The sequence below is a fragment of the Hyphomicrobium sp. genome, assembly GCF_036262015.1.
In the GTDB taxonomy this organism is placed as follows: Bacteria; Pseudomonadota; Alphaproteobacteria; order Rhizobiales; family Hyphomicrobiaceae; genus Hyphomicrobium_C.
Genome location: NZ_DATAJR010000009.1, coordinates 541462 through 565242 on the forward strand (window position 1 = coordinate 541462; position 23781 = coordinate 565242).

The window sequence follows — 23781 nt, forward strand, 5'->3', positions numbered from 1 at the left end:
TACCGGCACGAATTCAGGCTGGCCCCGGGGCCGGCCGAGCACACGGACACAGGAAGGTTTCGACCATGAGCGATGCGGCGGTTCACGACGCGATCAAAAAGACCATCGAAAGCAATGACGTGGTTCTTTTCATGAAGGGCACGGCCAAATTTCCGCAGTGCGGGTTCTCGGCCCAGGTCGCGCAGATCCTCAATCACATCGGCGTGCCCTACAAGGACGTGAACGTTCTCGATGACCAGGGGCTACGCGAAGGCATCAAGAGCTACACCAACTGGCCGACGATCCCGCAGCTCTACGTGAAGGGCGAGTTCATCGGCGGCTGCGATATCGTCCGCGAGATGTTCCAGGCGGGCGAGTTGCACCAGCTCATCCACGAAAAGGGCATTCCGCACACGAACCACGGCTAAGGGCCATCGTTCGTCCGCCCTTTTGTGCGCACTGCCTGACACAGTTTCGCCGTGCCCGGCCCTTCTACTCTGGGCCGTGATTGCGGTTCGGAAGGCGGGATAGCGGATCGATGCGTTTGGGCGGCCGGCGTTTCCTGTTGAGCCTCGCGATCATCGGCGCCGCCGTCTGCCTTGCGCTCGGCATCTCGCTGCCGATCATCCGCCTCACCAAGTACGTCTTCTGGACGACCGAGCATTCGCTGCTCTCGACTGTCGAAGTGCTGATTGCCGACGGCCAGACCTTCCTTGGCGGCACGATCCTCGTCTTCTCGATCGTCCTGCCGATCCTGAAGCTTCTATACCTGCTGCTTGTCTCCACGCTTCCCGCGGTGGAGCTGACGCGTCAGAACCGGCGCCTCAAAGCGCTCGAATGGCTCGGCAAATGGTCCATGCACGACGTGCTCGTGCTGGCCCTTACGATCTTCTTCATCAAGGCACAGGGTTTCTACGACGCCGCGAGCCTCAGCGGCGTCTATTTCTTCACGGCGGCCGTGGTGTTGATGATCCTCTCCTACGCGTGGCTGCGGACGGAGGGGTTGACCGCGCGGGCAGAGATCGAGCCCGTCACGCAGACGGCGATCGCGAAGCAGATCTCGCCGTTCCGGAACTTCGTGCTCTCGTTCCTCATCATCCTGGCGACGGTGTTCTTCGCCCTCGGCATCATTCTGCCGGTGATCAAATTCACAACCATCTACGTGTGGACGAACGAGCATTCGATCGCGACCATCATCTGGGCGCTGTTCGAGAACGACGAGTACTTCCTGACGGTCGTGCTGTTCCTGTTCTCGATCTTTTTCCCGTTCCTCAAACTCTTCTACCTGCTCACGCTCGTCACCTCGCCGGATATCCCGCCCGAGTTTCGCAAGAAGTCCATTTCGACGATGGAATGGCTCGGCCGCTACTCGATGACCGACGTCATGGTGCTGGCGCTCATGATCTTCTACGTGAACTCGTCGGGCTATACGGAAGCCACCGTGCTGCCGGGCGTCTATTTCTTCGCCGCGTCCGCGCTTATCACCATGCTCGCCTATGGGTGGGCGAACTCGGTGCCCGTGGCGCGTCGTGCGGCCGCGATCGAAGTGGCTTCCCCGCCTTCGCCGCCCCCAGCCGATGTACGGCCGCTGTCTGGCGGAGACACCTCACACGTCGTGACGCTGCCGACGAACCCTGGGCGGCGGCATAAGCCGGCGTGAGGGCGTTTAGTTCACTTTGAATCCGACGATGTCGTCGCCCGCTGCATCAAGCGTGCATTGGAAGGTCTTTTCGCCGTCGTCGACGTAAGCCGTGCCGCTCACGGTGTGGGTGCCGTCAGCCTCTTGCTTTTTGTATTTGGTTTCGATGTCGGGCATGCGGAGGCCCATCTTCTCGGAGGCTTCACCCCGGCAGTTTGCCTCCATGATTTCTGGCGGCGCGGCGTTGGCAATCGATGTCATCACAACAGTGATCGTCACGGCGGCGATAGCGACGAATGCGCTGCAAATTCCCTCTTTGACCATGGCACCAACCTGCTCAGGGGAGCTTCACCCTTCAGATGATAGCGCCGTTGACGGAACTTCCAAGCTCTTGCTACGCAAGCAAACGGATTGCACGGCGCGATCCGCGCCTTCGCCGTTCAGCCGGCTTCGGCGTAGTCCGGCTTCGTCCCGGCTGCTACCTGCTCCGCGACATGCCCCCGCCAGAGCGCCGCAAGAAGATCCGTCTGCGTGATGATACCTGAAATCCGGCCCTGGCCATCGGTCACAATGGCCTCGTGGACTATTCCACCCGAGAGCATCGGGAGCAGTTCGTCGATCGGTGTTTCCGGTGCCGCAAGATACGCCGATCTTCTCATCACCTCGCCCGCCGTGCGACCCTGACCGGTCAGCAATTCGGTGTGACCGACAACGCCCAGAACACGGCGCGCGGCATCGACGACCGGAAGCGCATTCAGATGCCGCGTGGTGAGCCGCTCCTGCACTTGTTGGATTCCCTCGTCGGCATAGGCAAAGATCACATCGCGCGACATGATCCTCTCGCACCGAATCTCACTGTGCAGCCGGCGATGCGCCTGGGCTTCAACCTGCTGAAAAATGGCAGCGAGGTCGTCCCGGCTGACGTCGATCAGCTCATCGTAGCGGGCCAACACGGTATCGATGTCCGCAGCCGTATACCCAACGCGATCCTGTGGCGGAGGATCTTCGGTGTCATGGGGATTGTGGGAGATCTGCGGCGCGCGATGGGGATAGCTGTGCCGCGTCGCATTGTTGAATAGCCATGCGATGGCAAGCAGGATCACCGAGTTGAGCGCAACGGGGACCAACGCGAAAGACCAGCCCGCCGCAACAATCGCCGGCCCCCCGATGACAGCCGTCAGCGCTGTCGCTCCACCCGGAGGGTGCAGGCAGCGCGCCGCGCGCATGACGAGGATGGCTGAAGAAACGGCCGCTGCACTTGCGTAGATCGGGTCATTGATGAGAAGGCCGCATGCGATTCCCGCCAATGCGGAGAGCGTGTTGCCACCGACCAGCGACCACGGCTGCGCGAGTGGACTCGCAGGGACCGCAAACACTAGAACGGCCGACGCGCCGATCGGCGCTACCAAGAGGGGCAGGCCATCGTGCGACCCCAGCCAAGCGTGGCAGATCATACCTGTCGACAAAATCCCGATCAGGGCCCCGATGGAGGATCGCAGCCAATCGACCGGACCCGCCGACCGCGACCAGCGCCGGGTGTCAAACATAGCCTTCAGCAAGCAAATTCTCCCGTCCAGGCCCCTTCAGGCGCTCGTTTTGTCGGCGAGGTCTACACGGGATGCGCGCAATGAGAATGCGACACGGTATTTCGTCGTGGCTGCGGCCCGGCGCAGGCGTTCGCCACGGGGGATTTGCGCCTATATGCAGGTGAGCGGCTCGGCGCCGCACCAAAGCGGCCAGGGGGGCCGAGCGCAAAGGAGAAGGAGGACCACGACATGCGTACTACTCCCTCACTGGCGGCACTTGGATGCCTGGTGCTGCTGACATCCTCTGGTTCGGCCCAATCACCTCCCCTAGACACCGCCGCCATCGAGCAGGCCTCGGGACTCAAAGGGACCTTCAGCAAAGAGGAAAACGTTTTCAAGATTTCCAAACCCCGTGCAGACGTGAAGATCGCGGTCGATGGCTGGCAGATGCCGCCGTTCATGGGGCTTACGTCATGGGCCGCCTTCACCCCGGCTCATGGGGGCCAGACCATGATGATGGGCGACACCGTCGTGTTCGAGGACGAGATCAATCCGGCCATGAGCGCAGCGCTGGAGGCCGGGCTCGAGGTGACTGCGCTACACAATCATTTCGTTTTCGACCAGCCGAGGGTGCTCTTCATGCACATCGGCGGCGTGGGCGATGCGGCCACGCTCGCGGCCGGGGTGAAGCGTGTCTACGACAAGATCAGTGAGATTCGCGCAGCACAACCCGAACCGCAGACGGCATTCTCCGGCACTAAGGTCGGTGCGACGAATGCGATTACCGCAGAACCGCTGGAAGCCATCCTCGGCACGAAGGGGCAAGCCAAGGACGGCATGTTCAAGGTCGTACTCGGCCGCACGGCTACCATGCACGGCACTCCGGTCGGCAAGGAGATGGGCGTCAACACCTGGGCCGCTTTCGCCGGCACGGACCGGGAGGCTGTTGTCGACGGCGATTTTGCCATGATCGAGAGTGAGCTTCAGCCCACGCTCAAGACCATGCGTAGTGGGGGGCTCAATATCGTGGCCATCCACCAGCACATGATCCACGAGCAGCCGCGTATCCTGTTCCTGCATTATTGGGGAACGGGTGAGGCCGCGAAGCTGGCGCAATCCCTGAAAACCGTTGTCGACGCGCAAACCCACTTTGCCAATTAGGACTAAAGCCGTTGCCGTCGGCTTCCCCTAGACCGGTCGCAAAAAAAGGCCGGCTCGTGAGAGCCGGCCTTTTTGATTTGCAGCGCTAGAAAGCGAATTAGCGCGAGTAGAACTCGACCACGAGGTTCGGTTCCATCGTCACCGGGTACGGCACGTCCGACAGGGTCGGTACGCGCGTCAGCTTCGCGGTGAACTTGTTCTGGTCGACGTCGACGTAGTCCGGCACGTCGCGCTCGGCGCTCTTCACCGCTTCGAGAACGAGCGGGAGCTGGCGGGACTTCTCCTTGACCTCGACCACGTCGTTGATGCGAACGCGGTAGCTCGGGATCGTCACGCGGCGGCCGTTCACCGTCACGTGGCCGTGCGAGACGAACTGGCGGGCTGCGAAAACGGTCGGCACGAACTTGGCGCGGTAGATGATGGCGTCGAGACGACGCTCGAGCAGGCCGATCAGATGCTCCGACGTCGAGCCCTTGGCGCGGCTTGCTTCAACGTAGAGGCGGTGGAACTGACGCTCGGACAGGTTGGCGTAATAGCCCTTCAGCTTCTGCTTAGCGCGGAGCTGCTGGCCGAAGTCCGACAGCTTCGAGACGCGGCGCTCACCGTGCTGGCCGGGGCGGCTCTGGCGCTTGTTGAGGGGGCTCTTCGGACGGCCCCAGATGTTCTCTGTGAGGCGACGGTCGATCTTGTGCTTGGCGCGAATGCGCTTCGTCATGGTAACAGCACTCCAAGTTGCATAGGTTTTGGATCTGGAGCGCCCCCTCCTGTGCCGATCCTTGCGGGTTTCGGCCGACAGGCAGCCCAGTACTCCAGGCTGCCGCGGGTGCGCAAATGGAACGCGGGCCTAGCACTGGGCAGGCCCGCGTCGTGAGGGCTTCAATAGTCGAGAGCGCGTTTCTCGTCAATGGGCGCAGTTAACCAAGCGCCCCGCAACGCTTATTTCTTCTTTTCCGCCGCCGGAGCGGTCGAGCCGGTTGCAGCCGGGGTGGCGCCCTGATCCGCGGAGGCCAGGGCCGGACCCGCCTTCACATAGGCCGCGATCAGGTCCTTCACCTTCTGCTTCTGCTCGTCGGTGCAGGTCTGAGTCGGGGCCTGCTTCTCATCGACAACGACTTCCTTGTCGCCGTCCTTCTCAACGAGCTTGATCTTGCCGGTGAGCAGCATGACCGTCGTGAGGTGAAGCTGGTTGATGTAGAGCGTCTGCTGGTCAGTCCACTTCTTCTTGTCCGTCTCGCGCTTCATCAGCGAGCGATGATTGAGAACCTGATCCTCGGGGAGATTGCAGACCTGGGCATGGGCAGAGATGCGACCCACGCGGACAATCTCGCGCGCGACTTCGAGGGGAATCATGGCCTCTTCGCGCTTGTTCTTATCAACGATGATGACCGTGCCGTCCTTCTTCGAGAACTGCGCCGGCGTGAGAGACCACGCGTACTCCATAATGACTTGCACGGATTTGTCGCTGAGCTCGCCCTCGGCCGCAGAGGCCGCCGAGCCGAGCACCGCCGCGCTCGCAAGAGCAACCGCACCGACTAACGCACTTTTCGCCATGATCATCGTCCGCATCATTGCCCCTGCTGCGCTCCTTATTAATTTTTCCGCCACAAGCCCACACCCGGTCGCCGCCGGGCAGTTCGTCATGCCAGGATTGCGGGCATCGCTCGACCCAAAACCTGGCAAGATCATGGCGGTCTATGTGGACGGCTTCCGGCTGTGACCTTTGCCCTTAGACAGCGTGGCAACAATACCACGAAGGGATCGTACTTCCTGCTCGGTCAGCGCCATCCGTGTAAACATAGTCCTCAAGTTTTGGACAACAGAAGGGCGTTTCTCGATCGGATTAAAGAATCCGAGTCGATCGAGCTCATTTTCCAGATGGCCCATGAAGCCAAACAGCTCTTCTTTAGTAGCCAGACGATCCGCCCCAAGATTAAGGCCTGTGGAGATCGGCTGCTCGTAAGTCGTTACGCGGCCTAGCGTTCCCTTTCCGCTTTCACGCATCCACGCATAGCCGAGGAGCAAAACCGCCTGAGCGAGATTGAGGGACGCGAAGCGTGAATTAACGGGAATCATCACGAGAGCGTCGGCGTTGGCGAGCTCTCCGGTTTCGAGACCGTTGCGCTCGCGGCCGAAGAGAATTCCACAGCGTTCGCCTCTGGAAATCCGCTCGCGCAACTCAGATATCGCCTCCTCCGGCGTCAAGACCGGCTTTTTCAGCGGGCGCTGACGGGCTGTTGTCGCAACGACGTAGGTGAGATCGCCAAGCGAAGCTTCCAGTGTCGGATAGGCGGTTGCATCGTCGATGACATAGTTGGCGCCGGACGCGGCAATGCGGGCCTTTTCGTTGGGCCAACCGTCACGCGGCGCGACCAGGCGCAGATCGTCGAGACCGAAATTCGCCATCGCGCGCGCCACCATGCCGATATTGTCGGCAAGTTGCGGCTCGACGAGAAGGACTGCGGGCGTTTCGCCAGGGCCCGCGACGGGCTCGCCCTGGATGTGCGCGCGGCGGATGCCGTGACGCAACTTGCGCAGCACGCGACGCGCCCAGAACCAATAGTTCTCGCCCGACCACGTCTTTTCCAGTGCCGCGAGTGCAGGCGTCGTCAACGTCTCCGTTCCTTGGCCGACGAGGCGCACGGCACCGTCACCGACGACGATTTCCTTATGCCGGGCGATGAACTCGTCGAGCGTATCGATGCCATGGACTTCCGTGCGGCGCTTGCAGCCGGGGCAGGTCGCGGCGTCGCCCTCGCAACGCAGCTCGGCGCAATAGGTCAGAATGTGGTCGAGGGCCCCGCGATCGAGGTCGTTTGCGCCGAGGGCTTTGAGACCTTCGTCGATAGTCTTCTCGTGGCAGGCATGGACCAAGGTCGCGATCGGCATGGCATAGCCGGACACGACGGGTACGCGCTCGCCGTTCTCGGCAGCGATTTCGACTTCACGGGTAACGGGCGAAATGACGTTCATGGCCCCGGATTAGCACCGTCCGGCGGGAAATGTCCCGTCCAAGTTGGAGGAAGTCCGTCAGAGGCTGGGGGACGGATGTCGCGCCTCCTTGTTGCGGCGCACCCCGGCGGTTAAGGTCGGGCCCAATCGACCCTCCCATCCTGAAGGCTTTCCCATGCAAAAGATCAAGGTGACCGGCACTGTCGTCGAACTCGACGGTGATGAGATGACACGCATCATCTGGAAGCTCATCAAGGACAAGCTGGTTCACCCGCACCTCGACGTTAACCTCGAGTACTACGATCTGGGCATCGAGAGCCGGGACAAGACCTCGGACCAGATCACTGTCGACGCGGCCAATGCCATCAAGAAGCACGGCGTCGGCGTCAAGTGCGCGACGATCACCCCCGACGAAGCGCGCGTCAAAGAATTCAATCTCAAGGACATGTGGAAGAGCCCGAACGGCACCATCCGCAACATCCTTGGCGGCGTCATTTTCCGCGAGCCCATCATCGCCAAAAACGTGCCGCGCCTCGTTCCGGGCTGGACGCAACCGATCGTCATCGGCCGCCATGCCTTCGGCGACCAGTACAAGGCCACCGACTTCAAGTTCCCCGGCAAGGGCAAGCTTACGATCAAATTCGAGGGCGAAGACGGCAACGTCATCGAGAAGGAAGTTTTCAAAGCGCCGGGCGCTGGCGTGGCGCTCGCCATGTACAATCTCGACGAAAGCATTCGCGAGTTCGCACGCGCCTCGTTCAACTACGGCTTGAACCGCAACTACCCGGTCTATCTCTCGACCAAGAATACGATCCTCAAGGCGTACGACGGACGCTTCAAGGACCTGTTCCAGGAGGTGTTCGACGCCGAGTTCAAGGACGAGTTCGCCAAGCGCAAGATCGTCTACGAGCACCGCCTGATCGACGACATGGTGGCGTCGGCCCTCAAGTGGTCGGGCGGCTATGTGTGGGCGTGCAAGAACTACGACGGCGACGTGCAGTCCGACACGGTGGCACAGGGCTTCGGCTCGCTCGGTCTCATGACGAGCGTGCTCATGACACCCGACGGCAAGACGGTCGAAGCCGAAGCGGCGCACGGCACTGTGACGCGTCACTACCGCGAGCACGAAAAAGGCAAGGACACCTCGACCAACTCGATCGCGTCCATCTTCGCCTGGACTCGCGGCCTCGCGCATCGCGCGAAGCTCGACAACAATGCGGAACTGGCGAAGTTTGCCGCGACGCTCGAGAAGGTCTGCGTCGACACGGTGGAAGCGGGCTTCATGACGAAGGATCTGGCGCTGCTCGTTGGGCCTGATCAGAAGTGGCTGTCGACGACCGGCTTCCTCGACAAGATCGACGCTAACCTCAAGGCTGCGATGTCGAAGGCAGCCTAGTGCTGCGGAAAGCGATTTCTGCCTTCGCTGCGGCCCTAGGGCTTCTTTCTCCAGCGCGCGCGATCGCCGCGCCGGGCGAGGCGCCGCCCTATGCGGCGGCGTTCGACAAGGCGTTTGTACCCGGCTCGCCGAAGAAGGACGAGATCTTCGGATACGGCGTCGATGCCGGCACGGGCTCGTTCTTCGATCCCGTGGCCGGGCGCGCGGCCGCGGATCTCTTGAAGGCCGATCCGGACGCGTGGGAGTCTTGGCAGACGGACGGCGAGGTCAACGGTCCGAAAGCGATTGCCCCCTATTCCTTCCTGCTGGATCTGCCGCTCGGCGAGGCCAACGCGATCATGTTCCACAGCGGCTGGGGCGACGGATTTTACGCGTCCTGGTTCGGCTATGACGCCAAGGGCAACGTGGCGGCGCTGGTGACGGACTTCCAGACCATCGACTGGGCCACGGCGAAGTGGTGACGAGACCCAGCCGCCGACGTCAATCAGCACACGCACGTCTCACTCCCGCCCCACAAAGGCCCTGCTCGCTTGCGAGGACCCCACGCTCAATTGCGTGAGGTGCCATGAAACGATTTCTGCTGCGCGCGGCCGTTGTCGCACTCGCGATTTCCATTGGGCTCTATCTCGCGAACACCAGCCTGCTCGGCCCGGCCATGACCGGGAAGCCAACGCTGCTCGCGCATCGCGGGCTGGCACAGACGTTCCCCTCCGAGGGTGTCGAGAACGACACCTGCACGGCGTCGCGCATGCGCCCGCCCGAGCATCCCTATCTCGAAAACACCATTGCCTCTATGCATGCCGCCTTCGCGGCTGGTGCCGACATCGTCGAATTCGACGTGCATCCGACCACCGACGGCAAGTTCGCCGTCTTTCACGATTGGACCATCGATTGCCGCACGAACGGCAAGGGCGTGACGCGCGAGAAGTCGCTCGCGGAGCTCAAGGCATTGGATATCGGCTACGGGTACACGGCGGATGGCGGGAAAACGTATCCGTTCCGCGGAACGGGCGTCGGCCTGATGCCGTCGCTCGACGAGGTGCTGACGGCGTTCCCGGACAAACGCTTTCTCGTGCACGTGAAGAGCCGCGACGCGGAGGAAGGCAAGAAGCTCGCGGCGCGTCTTTCCGAGTTGCCGGAGGGCGATCGCGCACGTCTCATGGTCTATGGCGATGACACGCCGCTTGCTGCGCTCCGCGAAACGCTACCTGAAGTGCGTATGATGGGACGCGGAACATTCCTGCGCTGCCTCACGCGCTACATTGGCTTAGGCTGGAGCAGCTACGTGCCTGCCGATTGCCGCGGCACGATGCTGCTCGTGCCAGCGAACTACGCGGGCATTCTGTGGGGTTGGCCCAATCGGTTCCTGTCCCGCATGCGCGCGGCCGGAACGGATGTGTTCTTGATCGGGCCGTACACAGGCGGCGAATTCACGACCGGCATCGATACGGCGACGGATGTCGGATTGCTGCCCGGGGGCTATGACGGCGGTATCTGGACCAATCGCATTCACGCGATCGCGCCGCTCGTCGCGGGGCGGGACTGATCCGCCCGTGTGGTTGCGTTAATGAAGACGGGCGCCGGGACGCGGTCCTGCGAGACGAGCGTGGCGGCGTTGATAGTCGGCGCAGGCCCAGCCCTTGCCGTAGATCAATCGGAGAATGCTGCACCGGATAGCTCCGGCTAAGCGTTCAAGGCGCGTAATCGCGCCCACGTTTGTTTGCATGGTTCTTTCAGTTGTTTTTCTGACTTCCCCCAACAGGTGCCAATTTTAGCAGAGTCGAGAGGCACCTGAGGACATCGGAAAACTACCTATGCCCTCGTACGATGGGGGGACGGCGGCGATCTAGAGATCAGCCGACCTTCCGTCAATGGGACGCTTGTCGCGTTGGTTCCCAAACCACGGAGTGGGGTTGCGTAAGGCTTTGGATATCCCCAACCTTTCCTCTATGCAAAAAAGTTGCATATCCGACATGCACTGGAAGACGGTTCCCAGCCGCACCTGTACTTTAGAGGGGTAGATAGGCGCCGAAACTTGAGCGCAGGTTGCGGGCGTGACCCAGGCCGGCGTTCGTAATTTCGTACATACCGGCGCTGCCGAGGGGCTGGCGGATCAGCTCGAGCTTCTTCAGGCGATGAAGCTGCGAGACGACAGCTGAGGGCGTTTCGTCGCCGAATCCGCGCTGGCCCAACGCCCCCATGAGTTGCTGGAGCGAATATGCCTTCGCCTCTCGGGCCAGCGTTTCCAAGAGGACCAGCTCGCGCACGCGGCTTTTCTGGTTGCGGCCGATTTCGTCCAGCGCAGACGCGTCCGTGTCTTGTGCGTCGTGCTCAGGAGCCATCGGCGATTGGGCAGCTGCTCCCGTTTGCGCAGGAGGATACGCGCCGGCCTCCGACGTCGCGATCACCTGCTCGACGACGTCCAGCCGATTGCGGATCTCCTCAAGGAGGCGGCGGCGCTCGGAAGCTGGCACGCCGGTCATTGCCACCATCGGGTTGAAGACCTCGCGGGCAAAAGCCGCGAAAATTTGCGTGACCTTGTCGTTGAAAGGCCCGCCGGAGGTGCCATCGGCAGCCATTACCGCTACCCCATACGAATGAAATTGAATGGCTTCGCATTCGCAGGCGTGCCATCCGCATGCGTCGCGTTCTTTCTATTGCATTTCATCCGATACGTCGCAAGCGAGCGGTTCCGCATGCGATTTATTCTTTGTATTCTACTCTAAATAACTTTTATAATACCCTGTTATCATTTATTATTTTACGCACTTTTTGCGGGTAAATTCGTTTGATTGCGATGCATTCGAGCTGACCCTGCGCTGCATGAGCCGAATTCGGCACTCCACCATTCAAGCCGTTCGGAGCGCTCACTCTTTTCAGCTTCGCGCTTGGCCATCTTAAGCATGATCCGAAGCTCCTCTCCGACGGGACACAGGGAGGGCTGCCATGGCGTCATCAACACAGGATTTGCTGTTCGATCTCATTCTCGATCCGACGCTGCTCGATCTGGTGCTCGCCATGCCGGATCTGACATGGCGCGAGATCGGCACGACGGCGGCGACGCTGATGATCTGGGACGTGCTGTCGAAGCCGCTGATCGCCCTTTTCTGGAAACACTCGCGGCGGGGCGTCTCGTGGGGACTGCTTAAGCTGGCGGTGGCAATCGATCCGGCGGTCGTGATCGGCAGCGAACCACGTGCCGCCGGCAGCGCGGGTGCGCTGGCGACGGCGTGAGCCTCTGTAAGACAGTAAGCAGCAGGGTGCTGCTGCTTACTCCCGACTAAGCGCCGGCGCCAAGACGGGCTTCGATTGCGGCAAGCGCATCGCCGGCCTTGGCGCCATCGGGCCCACCGGCCTGAGCCATGTCGGGACGGCCGCCGCCGCCCTTGCCGCCAAGCGCTTCGGCGCCCGCCTTGACGAGCTCCACGGCGCTCCAGGTCTTGATGAGATCATCCGTCACGCCGACCGCAAGGCCCGCTTTTCCATCCTCGGTGACACCCACGATGGCGACGACGCCGGAGCCGACCTGCTTCTTGCCGTCATCGACGAGACCGCGGAGATCTTTCGGGTTGAGGCCTTGAACGGACCGGGCGAGCAGCTTGACGCTGCCGATCGTGCGCACGAGATCGGCTGCTGGAGCGCCATTGCCAACGGTTGTTCCGCCACTCAGCGCGATCTGTTTCTTGGCGTCGGCCAACTGGCGCTCGAGCGTCTTGCGCTCTTCGACCAGCGTCTTCAGGCGCTCGACCAGATCCTCGGGGCGCGTCTTCAGAACGGCAGCAGCTTCCTTGAGGCGCGCGTCGGCGTCGGCCAGATAGGCGCGTGCGCCATCGCCCGTCAGCGCCTCGATGCGGCGGACACCAGCCGAACTCGCGCTTTCCGCAATCACCTTCACGAGGCCGATATCGCCCGTGCGGCGCGCATGCGTGCCGCCGCACAGCTCGACCGACCACGCCTTGTTCGATCCCGGTTTGAGCTTCGCTTGCTCGCCTTCGGCAAGACCACCCATCGAAACGACGCGAACCTCGTCGCCGTACTTCTCGCCGAACAGCGCCATGGCACCGGACGCTTTCGCGTCTTCGAGCGCCATCAGGCGCGTTTCGACCGGGCTGTTCTGCAGCACGATCTCGTTGGCGAGCTTTTCGACGGCGGCGATCTCGTCGCCGCTCATGGGTTTCTGGTGCACGAAGTCGAAGCGCAGGCGCTCGGGCGAAACGAGCGAGCCCTTCTGGGCGACGTGCGTGCCAAGGACCTGACGCAGTGCCTCATGCAGCAAGTGCGTTGCCGAGTGATTGGCGCGCGTCGCGGTGCGACGCGCATGGTCGACCTCAAGCTCGACCGCCTCGCCAGCCTTGAAACTCCCCGTCTCGACCTTGCCGATGTGTACAAACAGGTCGCCAAGCTTCTTCTGCGTATCGGTGACGCGGAAGAGCGCACCCTTCGCACCCTTGATGACGCCCTCGTCGCCGACCTGGCCGCCGCTCTCGCCATAGAACGGCGTTTGATTGAGAATGAGCACGCCTTCGTCGCCCGCCTTGAGCGACTTCACGGGCTTGCCGCCCTGCACGAGCGCGCGGATCTCGCCTTCGGCTTTCTCCGTGTCGTAACCGAGGAACTCGGTGGCGCCGGTCTCTTCCTTGATCTCGAACCAGATCTCTTCGGTGGCGGCTTCGCCCGAGCCCTTCCAGGCGCGGCGCGCTTCATCCTTCTGCTTTGCCATGGCGGCGTCGAAGGTTTTCGTGTCGACGACGATGTCGCGGGCGCGGAGCGCGTCTTCCGTGAGGTCGAGCGGGAAGCCGTAGGTGTCGTAGAGCTTGAAGGCGACGTCGCCCGGGAAAGTGGCTCCCTTGCCGAGACCAGCGGAGGCTTCGCCAAGAAGCTTCAAGCCGTTGCCGAGCGTCTTCTTGAACTTCGTCTCTTCGAGCTTCAGCGTCTCAGTGATGAGAGCTTCGGCGCGGCCGAGCTCGGGATAGGCGGCGCCCATCTCGCGCACGAGCGCGGGCACGAGGCGGTACATGAGCGGATCGGCGCAACCGATCTGGTGAGCGTAGCGCATGGCGCGGCGCATGATGCGGCGGAGCACGTAGCCACGCCCCTCGTTCGACGGCAGCACGCCGTCGGCAATCAAGAAGCTGGTCGCGCGCAAGTGATCGGCGATAACGCGTCGGGCGGGCTTCACGTCCACGCCGTCGGGATTGTCGGAGGCGCCGAGTTTGCGGCTTTCCTCGCGGATCGCAGCGATCAGGTTCTTGAAGAGATCGATCTCGTAATTGTCATGCGTGCCCTGGAGCACGGCAGCGATACGCTCGAGGCCCATGCCGGTGTCGACCGACGCCTTCGGCAGGTTGATGCGCTCGCCAGAGGGGAGCTGCTCGAACTGCATGAAGACGAGATTCCAGATCTCGATGAAGCGGTCGCCGTCGGCATCCGGCGAGCCCGGAGGGCCGCCCGGAATCTTGTCGCCGTGATCGTAGAAGATTTCGGTGCAGGGACCGCAGGGGCCGGTGTCGCCCATCTGCCAGAAGTTGTCCTTGGTGGCGATGCGGATGATGCGGTCGTCGCCGAAGCCCGTGAGCTTCTTCCAGATGGCGTAGGCCTCATCGTCCTCGTGGTAGACGGTGACTGAGAGGCGCTTCTTATCGATGCCGAATTCTTTCGTGATCAGGCGCCAGGCGAACTCGATCGCGGCGTCCTTGAAATAGTCGCCGAACGAGAAGTTGCCGAGCATCTCGAAGAACGTGTGGTGGCGGGCCGTGTAGCCGACGTTGTCGAGGTCGTTGTGCTTGCCACCGGCGCGGACGCACTTCTGCGAGGACGCAGCGCGAACGTAGGGGCGCGTCTCCTGCCCGGTGAAGACGTTCTTGAACTGCACCATGCCGGCGTTCGTGAACATCAGCGACGGGTCGTTGCGCGGGACAAGCGGCGACGACGGCACGGCTTCGTGACCCTCCGCCTTGAAGTAATCGAGGAACGCCCGTCTGATCTCGTTGACGCCAGTCATATGTGGTCCCGAAGTCTTGATCCGCTGGGTCCGTTTCCGGCGGCGCCGAAGGCGCTCAAGCAGCCGGAATGACGGATTATTGAAGCCTCTCAGGGCTGCGCCGCTTTTAGCGGGCTGCCTAGGGGGTTGTCCAGAAACGCTATCGGCGCAGCCCCGGGGTCTCCCCAGGCCTGCGCCGCTATTTGGCTCCTTGCGCCTCCGAATAGAAGGCGCCGCCCTTTGCGCTCAGCGCTTTCCAGCGCCCCGCCCCGCCCCCTTCTTGGCCGAGGAGGCTTCGACATCCGGCAGTACGCCGTCCTCGTCGGGCTGCTCGCCGTCCCCCGAGGCTTCGGATTCAGGCTCGGCCAGCATCTTGTCGACGATCAGGCCGGCGCTGGCGCGGATCGCCTTCTCGATCTGATTGGCGATTTTCGGGTTTTCTTTGAGGAACAGCTTGGCGTTCTCGCGGCCCTGACCGATGCGCTCGCCCTCATACGACAGCCAGGCGCCGGACTTCTCCACGATCCCGGCCTTGACGCCGAGATCGATCAGCTCACCTGTCTTGGAGATGCCTTCGCCGTACATGATGTCGAACTCGACCTGCTTAAAGGGCGGTGCGACCTTGTTCTTCACGACCTTGACGCGGGTCTGGTTGCCGACGGTCTCCTCGCGCTCCTTGATCTGGCCGATGCGGCGGATATCGAGGCGCACGGACGAATAGAACTTCAGCGCGTTGCCGCCCGTCGTCGTCTCGGGATTGCCGAACATGACGCCAATCTTCATGCGGATCTGGTTGATGAAGATCACCATGCACTTCGATCTGGATATCGAAGCGGTGAGCTTGCGCAGCGCCTGGCTCATGAGACGCGCCTGAGCACCCATCGTCACTTCGCCCATTTCGCCTTCAAGCTCGGCTTTAGGCGTCAGCGCGGCGACACTGTCGACGACGACGACATCAATCGCGCCCGAACTCACTAGGGTATTCGTGATCTCAAGCGCCTGTTCGCCCGCGTCGGGCTGAGACACCAGCAGGTCTTCAATTTTCACGCCGAGCTTTTTGGCGTAGGTCGGGTCGAGCGCATGCTCCGCGTCGACGAAGGCGCAAATGCCGCCCTTCTTCTGGGCTTCGGCGATGACCTGCAGCGTCAGCGTCGTCTTGCCGGAAGACTCAGGTCCGTAAATCTCAATGACGCGGCCTTTCGGAAGGCCACCAATCCCCAGCGCGATGTCGAGCCCCAGCGAACCCGTCGAAACGGCCTCGATGTCCATCGAGCGCTCGTTGGCGCCGAGGCGCATGATCGACCCCTTACCGAAATTCCGGTCGATCATCTCCAACGCTTGCGCGAGTGCCTGCGCCTTGTTCTTGTCCATACTTCCCCCTTCGACGACCCGCAGCTCCGGCTTTGTCATGTGGCACCTTATGGCATGTTAACAATTGATGGGCGACTCGACGCGTGGATAAGTTGTACTTGTTTTGTTCTCATCTGTCTACACAGTGCGCGGAGTTCTTAACGCGGCTTTAGCTCCGGCTCGGCGACTGTAGGGATCGATCATTCGGTCAAGGTCGTTCCCGCGCCCATGTTTCCCGCTCTCACAATCGCTTCGAATGCGCTGCAGGTGCAAAGCCGGCGGGCGGAAGAGATTGCGGCCTCGGTTGCGTCCATGGGTGCAACGCAGACGGTCGGGAATGGCAGGAATACAGCGAGTGCCGGCGGCATCTCCCCGGTCCGCGTCGGCGCGCTGCCCATCGGCGACGAGGTCGAGACTATGGTCTCGCTGAAGGAGGTCGAACTGGCCTACCGAATGAACGCCGCCGTCATTGCCACGGCGAGCGAGATGCTCGACAGTCTTCTCGACGTGATCAACCCCGAGAAGCGCTAACCCGGGCTCGCAACACTCTTCAGCATGCGCCGGTGCTCCTCGGGCTGGAGATGACCGCCATGGAAAACGAACATTTCAATCTTTCTCTCCGCCGCTTCCTGAAGGAGGTCGGCATTTCCTCTCAGCAGGAGGTCGAGCGACTCGTGCGCGAGCGAGACCTCGCAGGCAAGGGGCAACTTAAGGTCAAGATGGTGCTGACGGCGGAGGGAACGGACCTTCACCACGTGGTCGACGGCAAAATCGATTTGAGCTGACCCTCTCAAGCCGCCGGATACGCGCTAAAGATCCCTCGTTCAGCTTAGACAGTTTTGTCTCCGGCGAGAAAGCACAGAAACAATGTGGGCGCGCCGATGCACCAGACGGCAACGAGCGCTGTGGTCAGGTAGTATTCCATTTGCGGCTCCGAGCAGCAGGCGAATTGAGGCTGAAATCCCGCACAAGCGCCCAGGTTCCTGAGTCTTTGGGTTTTTTTGTGGTCTACAGGCAAAAGGTTACAACAGTGCAACACCGCAAGCGAAACCGCCGCGCGCTCCGCTTGACTGCCTGCCAACTGATCGATGCGTAGCCTGACTTGTAGGTCGTTCCTTAGCTTGACGCGGAGGGCCCTGCGGCTTTCAAGCGCGCGAGTATCTCCTCCGCCAGCGCCTCCAACTCCGGCAAGAGAACGACGCTCTCCTGCTCGTTGGGATCGGTGCGCGCGATGACGGCAGACGCGGGCTTGCTGCTCAAGTTGATCGGGAGATGAGGCACTCCGGCTGGGATATAGACGAGCTCGCCTGCTTTGTTGATCATCTGGTGCTGCAGCCGATCGCCAAACAGCGTCAGCGTCTCGCCGTCGAGAATGTAGATGGCGGTCTCGTGGTTCTCGTGCAGATGCGCCTTCGCTCTTGCTCCCGGCGGAATGGTGAGCAAGTGCATGCAGATGCCCTTCGAGCCGACCGTCTCGGCGGCGATACCGCAGAAGTACGTCAGACCTTGCTTCCCGTCATAGGTGTCAGTGGCACGTATGACCCGGCATGTGGGGGTTTCAGGATCGCTCATGTTGTGAGGCTCCATGCAACCGCGTTGGCCCAGAGCGTAGCGCATCGGTGCGGTGGCGGCGGCGAAAAATCTGGTGGCAGACTAGCGGGGCCGGTCGTCCATCACCGCCCCAGCTGCTCCTTCACCTTGGCAGCGAGCTGTGGAAGCGAGAACGGCTTCGGCAGGAAGGCGAACTGCTCGTTCTTGTCGAGGCTCGTTTCAAAGGCTTCGTGCGGGTAGCCCGAGACGAAGATGATCTTCAAATCCGGCTTCGTCTTGCGCAGCTCTTTCAGAAGCGTGGGGCCGTCCATTTCCGGCATCACAACGTCGGAAACGACGATATCGACCTTGCCTTCGTTCGCTTCCATGACCTCGAGCGCTTCGACACCTGTCGAGGCTTCGAGCACTTCGTAACCCTGACGCTTCAGAGCGCGGACAGCGAAGGAGCGCACGACGTCCTCGTCCTCGACGAGTAGCACGCGACCGCTGCCGGTCAGATCCTGGGGACGTTCCTTCTTTACCGCCTTCTGGGCAACAGGCGCATCCTCGTTCGCCGGGAGATAACGCGGGAAGTAGAGCCGGAACGTGGTGCCGCGACCGAGTGTGCTTTCCGGATAGATGAAGCCGCCGGACTGCTTGACGATACCGTAGACGGTCGACAGGCCAAGCCCGGTGCCCTTGCCTACGCCCTTCGTCGTGAAGAACGGCTCGAAGATCTTGCTCATCACGTCCGGCGGCATGCCGGAACCGGTGTCGGTCACCTCGATGAGTACGTACTCGCCCACCGACATCCCGTGATGATTGAGGCGCTGGCTCTCACGCTCCGTCACGTTGCGGGTCGTGATGGAAAGCGTGCCGCCGTTGGGCATGGCATCGCGGGCGTTGTTGGCGAGGTTCAGAACGACGTGCTCGAGCTGAGTGCGGTCGGTCTTCACGAACCAGAGGTCGCGGGCCGGAGGAATTCGCAACTCGATCTTCTCGCCGAGCGAGCGCTTCACGACGGCCGCCCACTCCGCCAACTCCTCGCTCAAATGCAGCGGCTCGGCCTGCAGCGTCTGACGGCGTGAGAATGCAAGCAGCTTGGCCACCAACCCCGCCGCGCGCGTCGCGCTCGAGCGGATGTTCATGATGTCCTTGTGTGCAGGGTCGGTCGGACGGTGCGTCTGGAGAAGGAGATCCGAGAAGCCGATGATTGCCGTCAGGACGTTGTTGAAGTCGTGTGCGATGCCACCGGCGAGCTTGCCGACTGCTTCCATCTTCGACGACTGCGCAAACTTGGCTTCGAGCGCTTTCTGCTCGGTCGCGTCGATCAGGTACAGGATCGCAGCTTCGCGGGCATCCTTGGCCTGAGTGAGCGGCGCCAGATAGAGGCGGCGCGAGAACTCGTTCTTCGGACCGACAGTAATCTCGATTGGCGTTGGCGTCAGCGTGCCAGCCAAAGCCTGACGAATGGCGGCATCGACGGCAGCGCGCGTGTCGGCGTCCGAGAAACGGCACAGAACGTCGGCCGCAGCGGAGCCGGTCGAGGACGATCCGTCAGGGATCATGCGCGCGAACGCGGCGTTCGTGCTCATCAGACGGCCATCTGTACCCAAGGTGGCAATGCCGAACGGCGAGGACTGGAAAAAGCGGGCGAAGCGGATCTCGGCGGCGCCAGCCTCACTCTCTGTGGCGGAGGCTTCACGGCGGAAAGCCGCGATCAGGAGGCCGCCTTGGTTGTCGCGGCGCGCGAAGAAGCGCAACGGGATCTTCGTTGTCTTATCGACCGCGACCTCAAGGTCGACGCTCTCGCCGGTCGTGTAGAAAGCCGCGGCGGCGTTGGCGATCAACTCCGCGCCTTCCGGAGCGACGAGGTCTTTGAGTTGCAACTGGCGCTCCGCGAGGGACTGCGGCTCAAGGCCGAGCCAGCGCAGCAGCGTCGCATTGAGGCGGCGGATCACGCCGCGCTGATCGACCTCCATCAGACCCGCCGGAACACTGTCCAACCGCTCGAGGGTGGACTCCAGGGTGGCTACGGCGCTGATCTGGTGTGCGCGCTCTGCCGTGATGTCGGTCACGGTCCAAAGCGACATCGGTCCAAGCTCGCGGTCATGGCCAGGAACCGAACACGGCCTCTGCGCGACACGGAACAGGCGGGATGGGCGCCCATGGGACGCGACCTCGATTTCCTCACGCCAGGGTTCGCGCCGAGACGCGGCACGTTCGAGGCGGAAGTAGGCCGCAGCTGCGCGCGGGTCCCCTGCGAACAGACTTTCGAGGGCGTTGACCTCGCCGGCCTCCGTGAGACCGACCATTCCAGCGAGCGTCGCGTTGGCGTAGAGCGGACGGCCATCGCGGCGTGTCACCAGGAGGCCGTCGTCGAGATTGTTTGCGAAGGCGCGGATCAGATCGTCATCGCGCACGCGCTCGCCGATGCGAATGTGACCGGCGACGAAACCGAAGATCGCGAAGAGCCCGAGCATCGCCAGGACCGCGAGGAGCGTGAGCAGCAGGGGCTCACCGGCGGGCGAAGCAACAAGGGCAAGCACGAGCGCGCCGGCGGCCAAGGACGCGGCAATGATCGGAAGGAACCCGGGCTCGTGAATGCCGCCAGCCATGGCTTGGGCGGCCGCCGCGGATTTGGGTTGGCGGACCTCGCTATCGCTCATAAAGGCGAAAGCTATCTGATTCTCAGCCGCAAACGCCTCAGAAGGCTGCCTCGGGACTTTGATACTCATACGCTACGCTACTTCCGTGTCGTGTGGTGCTGTTCATGCTCGCCGGAACCCGACGTAATTTTCCGGGAACATGCGGGCCGGTGACCGTTCTGGGTGCGTTTGTGAGCTCCCAGCCGTCTTGTGCGGCCGCCATCCACAGTTCGATCATCGGGGTTAAAATGCCATAAATTCCGCGCTATACGGGCAGGCGACACCGGCAGCGCAGCGCACTCGCGATTTGTCATGCGGCTTCAAGATTCTGTGCTGTCGACTGACGACGCGGTGTGAAAAATGACGCCAGACTTTATTCCACAAGTGTCGTCGGATTGATCAAGCTCGTGCCGGAGAATCGCATTTCCGGTAACACCGGTTGGAATGGGCCAGGCTTCGTGCCGTAAGACCTTGGCGCTGGTCCGAAGCCACTTGAGAGGACGCACGGGGAAGCCCGGCGAGCAGCACTATGTGGGACATGCTCTACTATCTCGCGATCGTGCTGTTTTTGGCCGTCGCGATGATCGGCGGTGCTTTCGCCGTGCGCACCTATCTAGGTGGCGGCGGCCCCATGCAGGCTGTCAGCTCGCTGTTCGGGCCAAAGCCGGACCGGCGCCTCTCGGTCGTTGAACAATTCAATCTCGACAACCGCCGCCGCCTCATTCTCATCCGCCGCGACGATGTCGAGCATCTGATCATGACTGGCGGCCCAGTCGACATCATTGTCGAGACCGGTATCGGTCCGGCGGCACCCCAGACCAAACCCGAAGCCCTTCCAGGAAACGCCGTTTCCCCGCGCGCTTCGCTGCGGACTTGAGGCGCGGGCAAGCGGGCCGCACCGTGCGTCTGCATAGCCGCGCAACGCACTCCGTCACTGACGAGGACGATTGATGTTTTTCGAACGCACTTTATCGCGCTTCTCAGCGGTTCTTCTTCAGGCCCTGGTGGTTGGGTCCGGAGCGGCAGCGTTCACCGCTTCCTCTGCCCTTGCCCAACCGCCGCCTGCGGTCCAGCAGAAGGCACCTGCGCCGCCGACCGCGCCGACTCAAGCTCCCAATGCCACAGCGCAGCCCCCGGCTGGCGCCGAGGCGCAGCCCCCGGCCGAACCACCTCCACCACCTCCTCCGCCGCCGCTCTCTCAAGCGGAGCAGCAGGAAATCGCAGACGTCCAGCGCCCCGTAGACGACCTCAAGACCACAATCGATGGCCTCGAGAAGGCCGTCGAGCGCAACAAGGAGAACGTCGAGGAGCTGTCACGTCTCCGCGGCGAGGTGCTTGTGGTCTTCGACAAGGCTCGGTTGATTACCACTGCGCTCGCGCCGAAGGCGGAGGCCTTGCGCCAGCAAATAGAGAAACTTGGACCGGCTCCCGCCAAGGACGCCCCGCCGGAAACGGAACAGGTTGCCGCCGAACGAGCGCGTCTGAGCGCGCTGGCTGCAGGCTATGACGGCGCTATCAAGAATACAGAGCTTGTGCTGGTCCGGGCGCGACAGCTGCGCGATACCGTGCAGGTTGCACGACAGAACCTGTTCGCAACGCAGCTCCTGAAGCGTAGCCCCTCGCCGCTCGCGCCGTCGACATGGCAAAAGCTCGTGACCGACGTGCCCGGCGCCTGGCGGCAGATCGGGTACACACTCTCCGACTGGGGAGCACTGGCATCGCGAAAGGCTACTGACCTCACCGGACTCCTTGCGGGCGTCGTGGCGCTGTTCCTGATCCTGACCGCGCTCGTCAATCGCTTCCTGGCCTATCGCCTCGATGCCCCGCGTCAGCAGCCACCGAGCTTCTTCGTTCAGGCCACAACCATCGGCTGGGTTGCTCCTCTCAAAGCGCTACCGGCGTTTGCCGCTGTGGCAGCGCTCTGGATTGGCCTTGATACCCTCCACCTCCTCACGCTCGAAGTCGGACAGATCGCGGACAAGTCGTTTCCCGCGCTCTATGTCTTTGTGGGTGTTTCGGCGCTTACACGCGCCATTCTGCAACCGGGCCGGCCCAGTTGGAGACTGGTCGATCTTTCTACGGCGGCCGCGCGCCGTTTGACGCGCATCATCACCGGCATCGCCGCCGTTTTCGCAGGCGACCTCATCCTGCAAGAGGCGATTGCGCGGCTCTATTTGCCGTTTTCGATCAGCGTGATGGAAACGGCTCTGGCTTGCATCGCGATCGCCCTGCTGATGCTGCAGCTTGTCCGCACGCCGTTTGAGTCGAAGCCCGTTGCCGCACCTCCCCCGGCACCCGAGACGCCCCCCGAGGCTGCGCAAACGCCGGCGCGCGCGGTGGGTCCAGTTCCACCCCTCAGTCCCTATGCCATCAAGCTGCCGCTACTGCTTGTCGCGGTGTCGATCCTCACGCTTTCGCTGTCCGGATACATCGGTCTCGGCCGCTTCATCACGCAGCAAGTCGTAGTGACCGGCAGCGTCGTCGCCGTGCTGCTCGTGTTCCATTTGGCGATCCGTGCGATGCTCGGAGCGCCGGGCACGGGCATCAAGCCGTTCGCAACAGTGCTGGAAGAAAAGACCGGGCTCGATCCGGCGCAGAGCGGCGCGCTCACGCGGGCGCTTTCCCTGCTTCTCAACGGCGGCCTCGCACTCGCTGCCGTTCCGCTCATCCTGATCACCTGGGGTGCTTCGGCCAGCGAAGCGCTTGCTTGGCTGCGCGCCGCCGTCTTCGGGTTCCAAATCGGCGAATTCCGCATCTCGCTCGCGCGTATCCTCTTTGCGGCCGTTCTCTTCCTTGCGCTCGTCTTCGCCACGCGCCTCGTACAACGCTGGCTCGATCGAGGACTTCTGAAATCCCAGCGCATCGACCAAGGCATTGCAGACTCGATCCACACGGCGGTCGGCTACGCGGGCTTCATCCTTGCGGTGCTGGCTGCGATCTCATACGGCGGCCTCGACATCACCAACTTCGCCATCGTGGCCGGCGCCCTTTCCGTCGGTATCGGTTTCGGTCTCCAGTCGATCATCAATAATTTCGTCTCCGGACTCATCCTGCTGGTCGAAAGGCCAATCAAGGTCGGTGACCGCGTTGCCGTCAAAGGGCAGGAAGGCTTCGTACGCCGGATCTCTGTGCGTTCGACGGAGATCGAGACCGCCGACAAGGCGAGCCTCATCGTTCCAAACTCGGACCTGATCACATCGACGGTCACGAACTGGACGCATCGCAATGCGCTCGGGGCGGTCTCCGTGAAAGTCGCCGTCGCGACCCAGTCCGATGCCGAGCAGGTGCGGGACATTCTGCAGAAGGTTGGCGCGGAGAGCCCGCTCGTCCTACAGCATCCGCCGCCAAGCGTTACATTGGACAATTTCGGTTTGAATGGGCTCGAGTTCACCCTGGCCGCCGTTGTCCCGGACGTCACCAAGGCGGGGGCCGTGCAATCGGACCTACGCTTCCGAATTTTGAAGGCCTTCCGCCAAGCCCGCATCGAAATCCCGAACGCACAGCACGACGTCCATCTGAGGGACCTCGATACCGTGCGTACGGTGCTCACGCGCCTCGCCGAGGAGCGAATGCGGCAGTCCGGCGTCGCGACGCCGGACCCCAAAAAGGCCTGAAGACGCGTA

The 23781-nt window shown here is 62.4% G+C and carries 22 protein-coding genes; 12 read left to right on the forward strand and 10 right to left on the reverse strand.

Going from position 1 to position 23781, the window contains the following annotated elements; genetic code table 11:
- Positions 1-65 precede the first annotated feature (65 nt).
- Complete coding sequence (grxD, locus tag VHO05_RS18130) at positions 66-407, forward strand: Grx4 family monothiol glutaredoxin (RefSeq protein WP_329648016.1); 342 nt, start codon at positions 66-68, stop codon at positions 405-407.
- A gap of 110 nt (positions 408-517) precedes the next feature.
- Positions 518-1639, forward strand: a complete 1122-nt coding sequence (locus VHO05_RS18135) for a paraquat-inducible protein A (protein WP_329648017.1) — start codon at positions 518-520, stop codon at positions 1637-1639.
- A 6-nt stretch (positions 1640-1645) separates the two neighbouring features.
- On the opposite strand, the gene VHO05_RS18140 is transcribed toward VHO05_RS18135, so the two are convergent.
- Together VHO05_RS18140 and VHO05_RS18145 are read right to left on the reverse strand one after the other, a co-directional pair.
- Entirely contained in the window at positions 1646-1942 is a 297-nt protein-coding gene (locus VHO05_RS18140; RefSeq protein WP_329648018.1) for a hypothetical protein, read from the reverse strand.
- 116 nt (positions 1943-2058) lie between these two features.
- Positions 2059-3177, reverse strand: coding sequence for an HPP family protein (locus tag VHO05_RS18145; protein ID WP_329648019.1), 1119 nt, complete (start codon positions 3175-3177; stop codon positions 2059-2061).
- A gap of 216 nt (positions 3178-3393) precedes the next feature.
- Between VHO05_RS18145 and VHO05_RS18150 the strand changes: the two genes are divergently transcribed.
- Positions 3394-4305 (forward strand): DUF1259 domain-containing protein, encoded by a 912-nt coding sequence (locus tag VHO05_RS18150; RefSeq protein ID WP_329648020.1) that lies wholly within the window; start codon positions 3394-3396, stop codon positions 4303-4305.
- A 97-nt stretch (positions 4306-4402) separates the two neighbouring features.
- Here VHO05_RS18150 and rpsD read toward each other — a convergent pair whose 3' ends face one another.
- Positions 4403-5020, reverse strand: a complete 618-nt coding sequence (gene rpsD / locus VHO05_RS18155; RefSeq protein WP_329648021.1) for a 30S ribosomal protein S4 — start codon at positions 5018-5020, stop codon at positions 4403-4405.
- Positions 5021-5241: 221 nt separating this feature from the next.
- Positions 5242-5856, reverse strand: coding sequence for a hypothetical protein (locus VHO05_RS18160; RefSeq protein ID WP_329648022.1), 615 nt, complete (start codon positions 5854-5856; stop codon positions 5242-5244).
- On the opposite strand from VHO05_RS18160, the gene VHO05_RS18165 reads away from it, so the two are divergent.
- A complete protein-coding gene (locus VHO05_RS18165) occupies positions 5855-6022 on the forward strand; it encodes a hypothetical protein (RefSeq protein ID WP_329648023.1) in 168 nt (55 codons plus the stop codon). The genes VHO05_RS18160 and VHO05_RS18165 overlap by 2 nt on opposite strands.
- Here VHO05_RS18165 and VHO05_RS18170 read toward each other — a convergent pair.
- On the reverse strand, positions 5998-7275 hold the full coding sequence (locus tag VHO05_RS18170) for an RNA methyltransferase (RefSeq protein WP_329648024.1): 1278 nt from the start codon (positions 7273-7275) through the stop codon (positions 5998-6000). The genes VHO05_RS18165 and VHO05_RS18170 overlap by 25 nt on opposite strands.
- Positions 7276-7429: 154 nt before the next feature.
- On the opposite strand from VHO05_RS18170, the gene VHO05_RS18175 reads away from it, so the two are divergent.
- From VHO05_RS18175 to VHO05_RS18185, 3 genes are all read left to right on the forward strand, one after another.
- On the forward strand, positions 7430-8650 hold the full coding sequence (locus VHO05_RS18175; protein ID WP_329648025.1) for an NADP-dependent isocitrate dehydrogenase: 1221 nt from the start codon (positions 7430-7432) through the stop codon (positions 8648-8650).
- Positions 8650-9111 carry a DUF4241 domain-containing protein gene (locus VHO05_RS18180; protein WP_329648026.1) on the forward strand — a complete coding sequence of 154 codons (462 nt, stop codon included), beginning with the start codon at positions 8650-8652 and terminating at the stop codon, positions 9109-9111. The genes VHO05_RS18175 and VHO05_RS18180 overlap by 1 nt, the downstream gene beginning before the upstream one ends.
- A 104-nt stretch (positions 9112-9215) precedes the next feature.
- Entirely contained in the window at positions 9216-10196 is a 981-nt protein-coding gene (locus VHO05_RS18185; protein WP_329648027.1) for a glycerophosphodiester phosphodiesterase family protein, read from the forward strand.
- Positions 10197-10659: 463 nt separating this feature from the next.
- Here the strand turns inward: VHO05_RS18185 and VHO05_RS18190 are convergent, their stop codons facing one another.
- Positions 10660-11229, reverse strand: a complete 570-nt coding sequence (locus VHO05_RS18190; protein ID WP_329648028.1) for a hypothetical protein — start codon at positions 11227-11229, stop codon at positions 10660-10662.
- Positions 11230-11596: 367 nt separating this feature from the next.
- Between VHO05_RS18190 and VHO05_RS18195 the strand changes: the two genes are divergently transcribed.
- Positions 11597-11884, forward strand: coding sequence for a hypothetical protein (locus VHO05_RS18195; RefSeq protein WP_329648029.1), 288 nt, complete (start codon positions 11597-11599; stop codon positions 11882-11884).
- A gap of 46 nt (positions 11885-11930) precedes the next feature.
- On the opposite strand, the gene alaS is transcribed toward VHO05_RS18195, so the two are convergent.
- Together alaS and recA are read right to left on the reverse strand one after the other, a co-directional pair.
- A complete protein-coding gene (alaS, locus tag VHO05_RS18200; RefSeq protein ID WP_329648030.1) occupies positions 11931-14651 on the reverse strand; it encodes an alanine--tRNA ligase in 2721 nt (906 codons plus the stop codon).
- A gap of 225 nt (positions 14652-14876) precedes the next feature.
- Entirely contained in the window at positions 14877-16040 is a 1164-nt protein-coding gene (gene recA, locus VHO05_RS18205) for a recombinase RecA (RefSeq protein ID WP_329648031.1), read from the reverse strand.
- A 168-nt stretch (positions 16041-16208) separates the two neighbouring features.
- On the opposite strand from recA, the gene VHO05_RS18210 reads away from it, so the two are divergent.
- Together VHO05_RS18210 and VHO05_RS18215 are read left to right on the forward strand one after the other, a co-directional pair.
- Entirely contained in the window at positions 16209-16511 is a 303-nt protein-coding gene (locus VHO05_RS18210; RefSeq protein ID WP_329648032.1) for a flagellar basal body rod C-terminal domain-containing protein, read from the forward strand.
- A gap of 59 nt (positions 16512-16570) precedes the next feature.
- Entirely contained in the window at positions 16571-16765 is a 195-nt protein-coding gene (locus VHO05_RS18215) for a DUF6494 family protein (protein ID WP_329648033.1), read from the forward strand.
- A 331-nt stretch (positions 16766-17096) separates the two neighbouring features.
- Here VHO05_RS18215 and VHO05_RS18220 read toward each other — a convergent pair whose 3' ends face one another.
- Positions 17097-17552, reverse strand: a complete 456-nt coding sequence (locus VHO05_RS18220; RefSeq protein ID WP_329648034.1) for a cupin domain-containing protein — start codon at positions 17550-17552, stop codon at positions 17097-17099.
- A 101-nt stretch (positions 17553-17653) separates the two neighbouring features.
- Positions 17654-20179, reverse strand: a complete 2526-nt coding sequence (locus tag VHO05_RS18225; protein WP_329648035.1) for an ATP-binding protein — start codon at positions 20177-20179, stop codon at positions 17654-17656.
- A 508-nt stretch (positions 20180-20687) separates the two neighbouring features.
- Between VHO05_RS18225 and VHO05_RS18230 the strand changes: the two genes are divergently transcribed.
- Positions 20688-21035 (forward strand): hypothetical protein, encoded by a 348-nt coding sequence (locus VHO05_RS18230; RefSeq protein ID WP_329648036.1) that lies wholly within the window; start codon positions 20688-20690, stop codon positions 21033-21035.
- 73 nt (positions 21036-21108) lie between these two features.
- On the forward strand, positions 21109-23772 hold the full coding sequence (locus tag VHO05_RS18235; RefSeq protein WP_329648037.1) for a DUF3772 domain-containing protein: 2664 nt from the start codon (positions 21109-21111) through the stop codon (positions 23770-23772).
- Positions 23773-23781 lie beyond the last annotated feature (9 nt).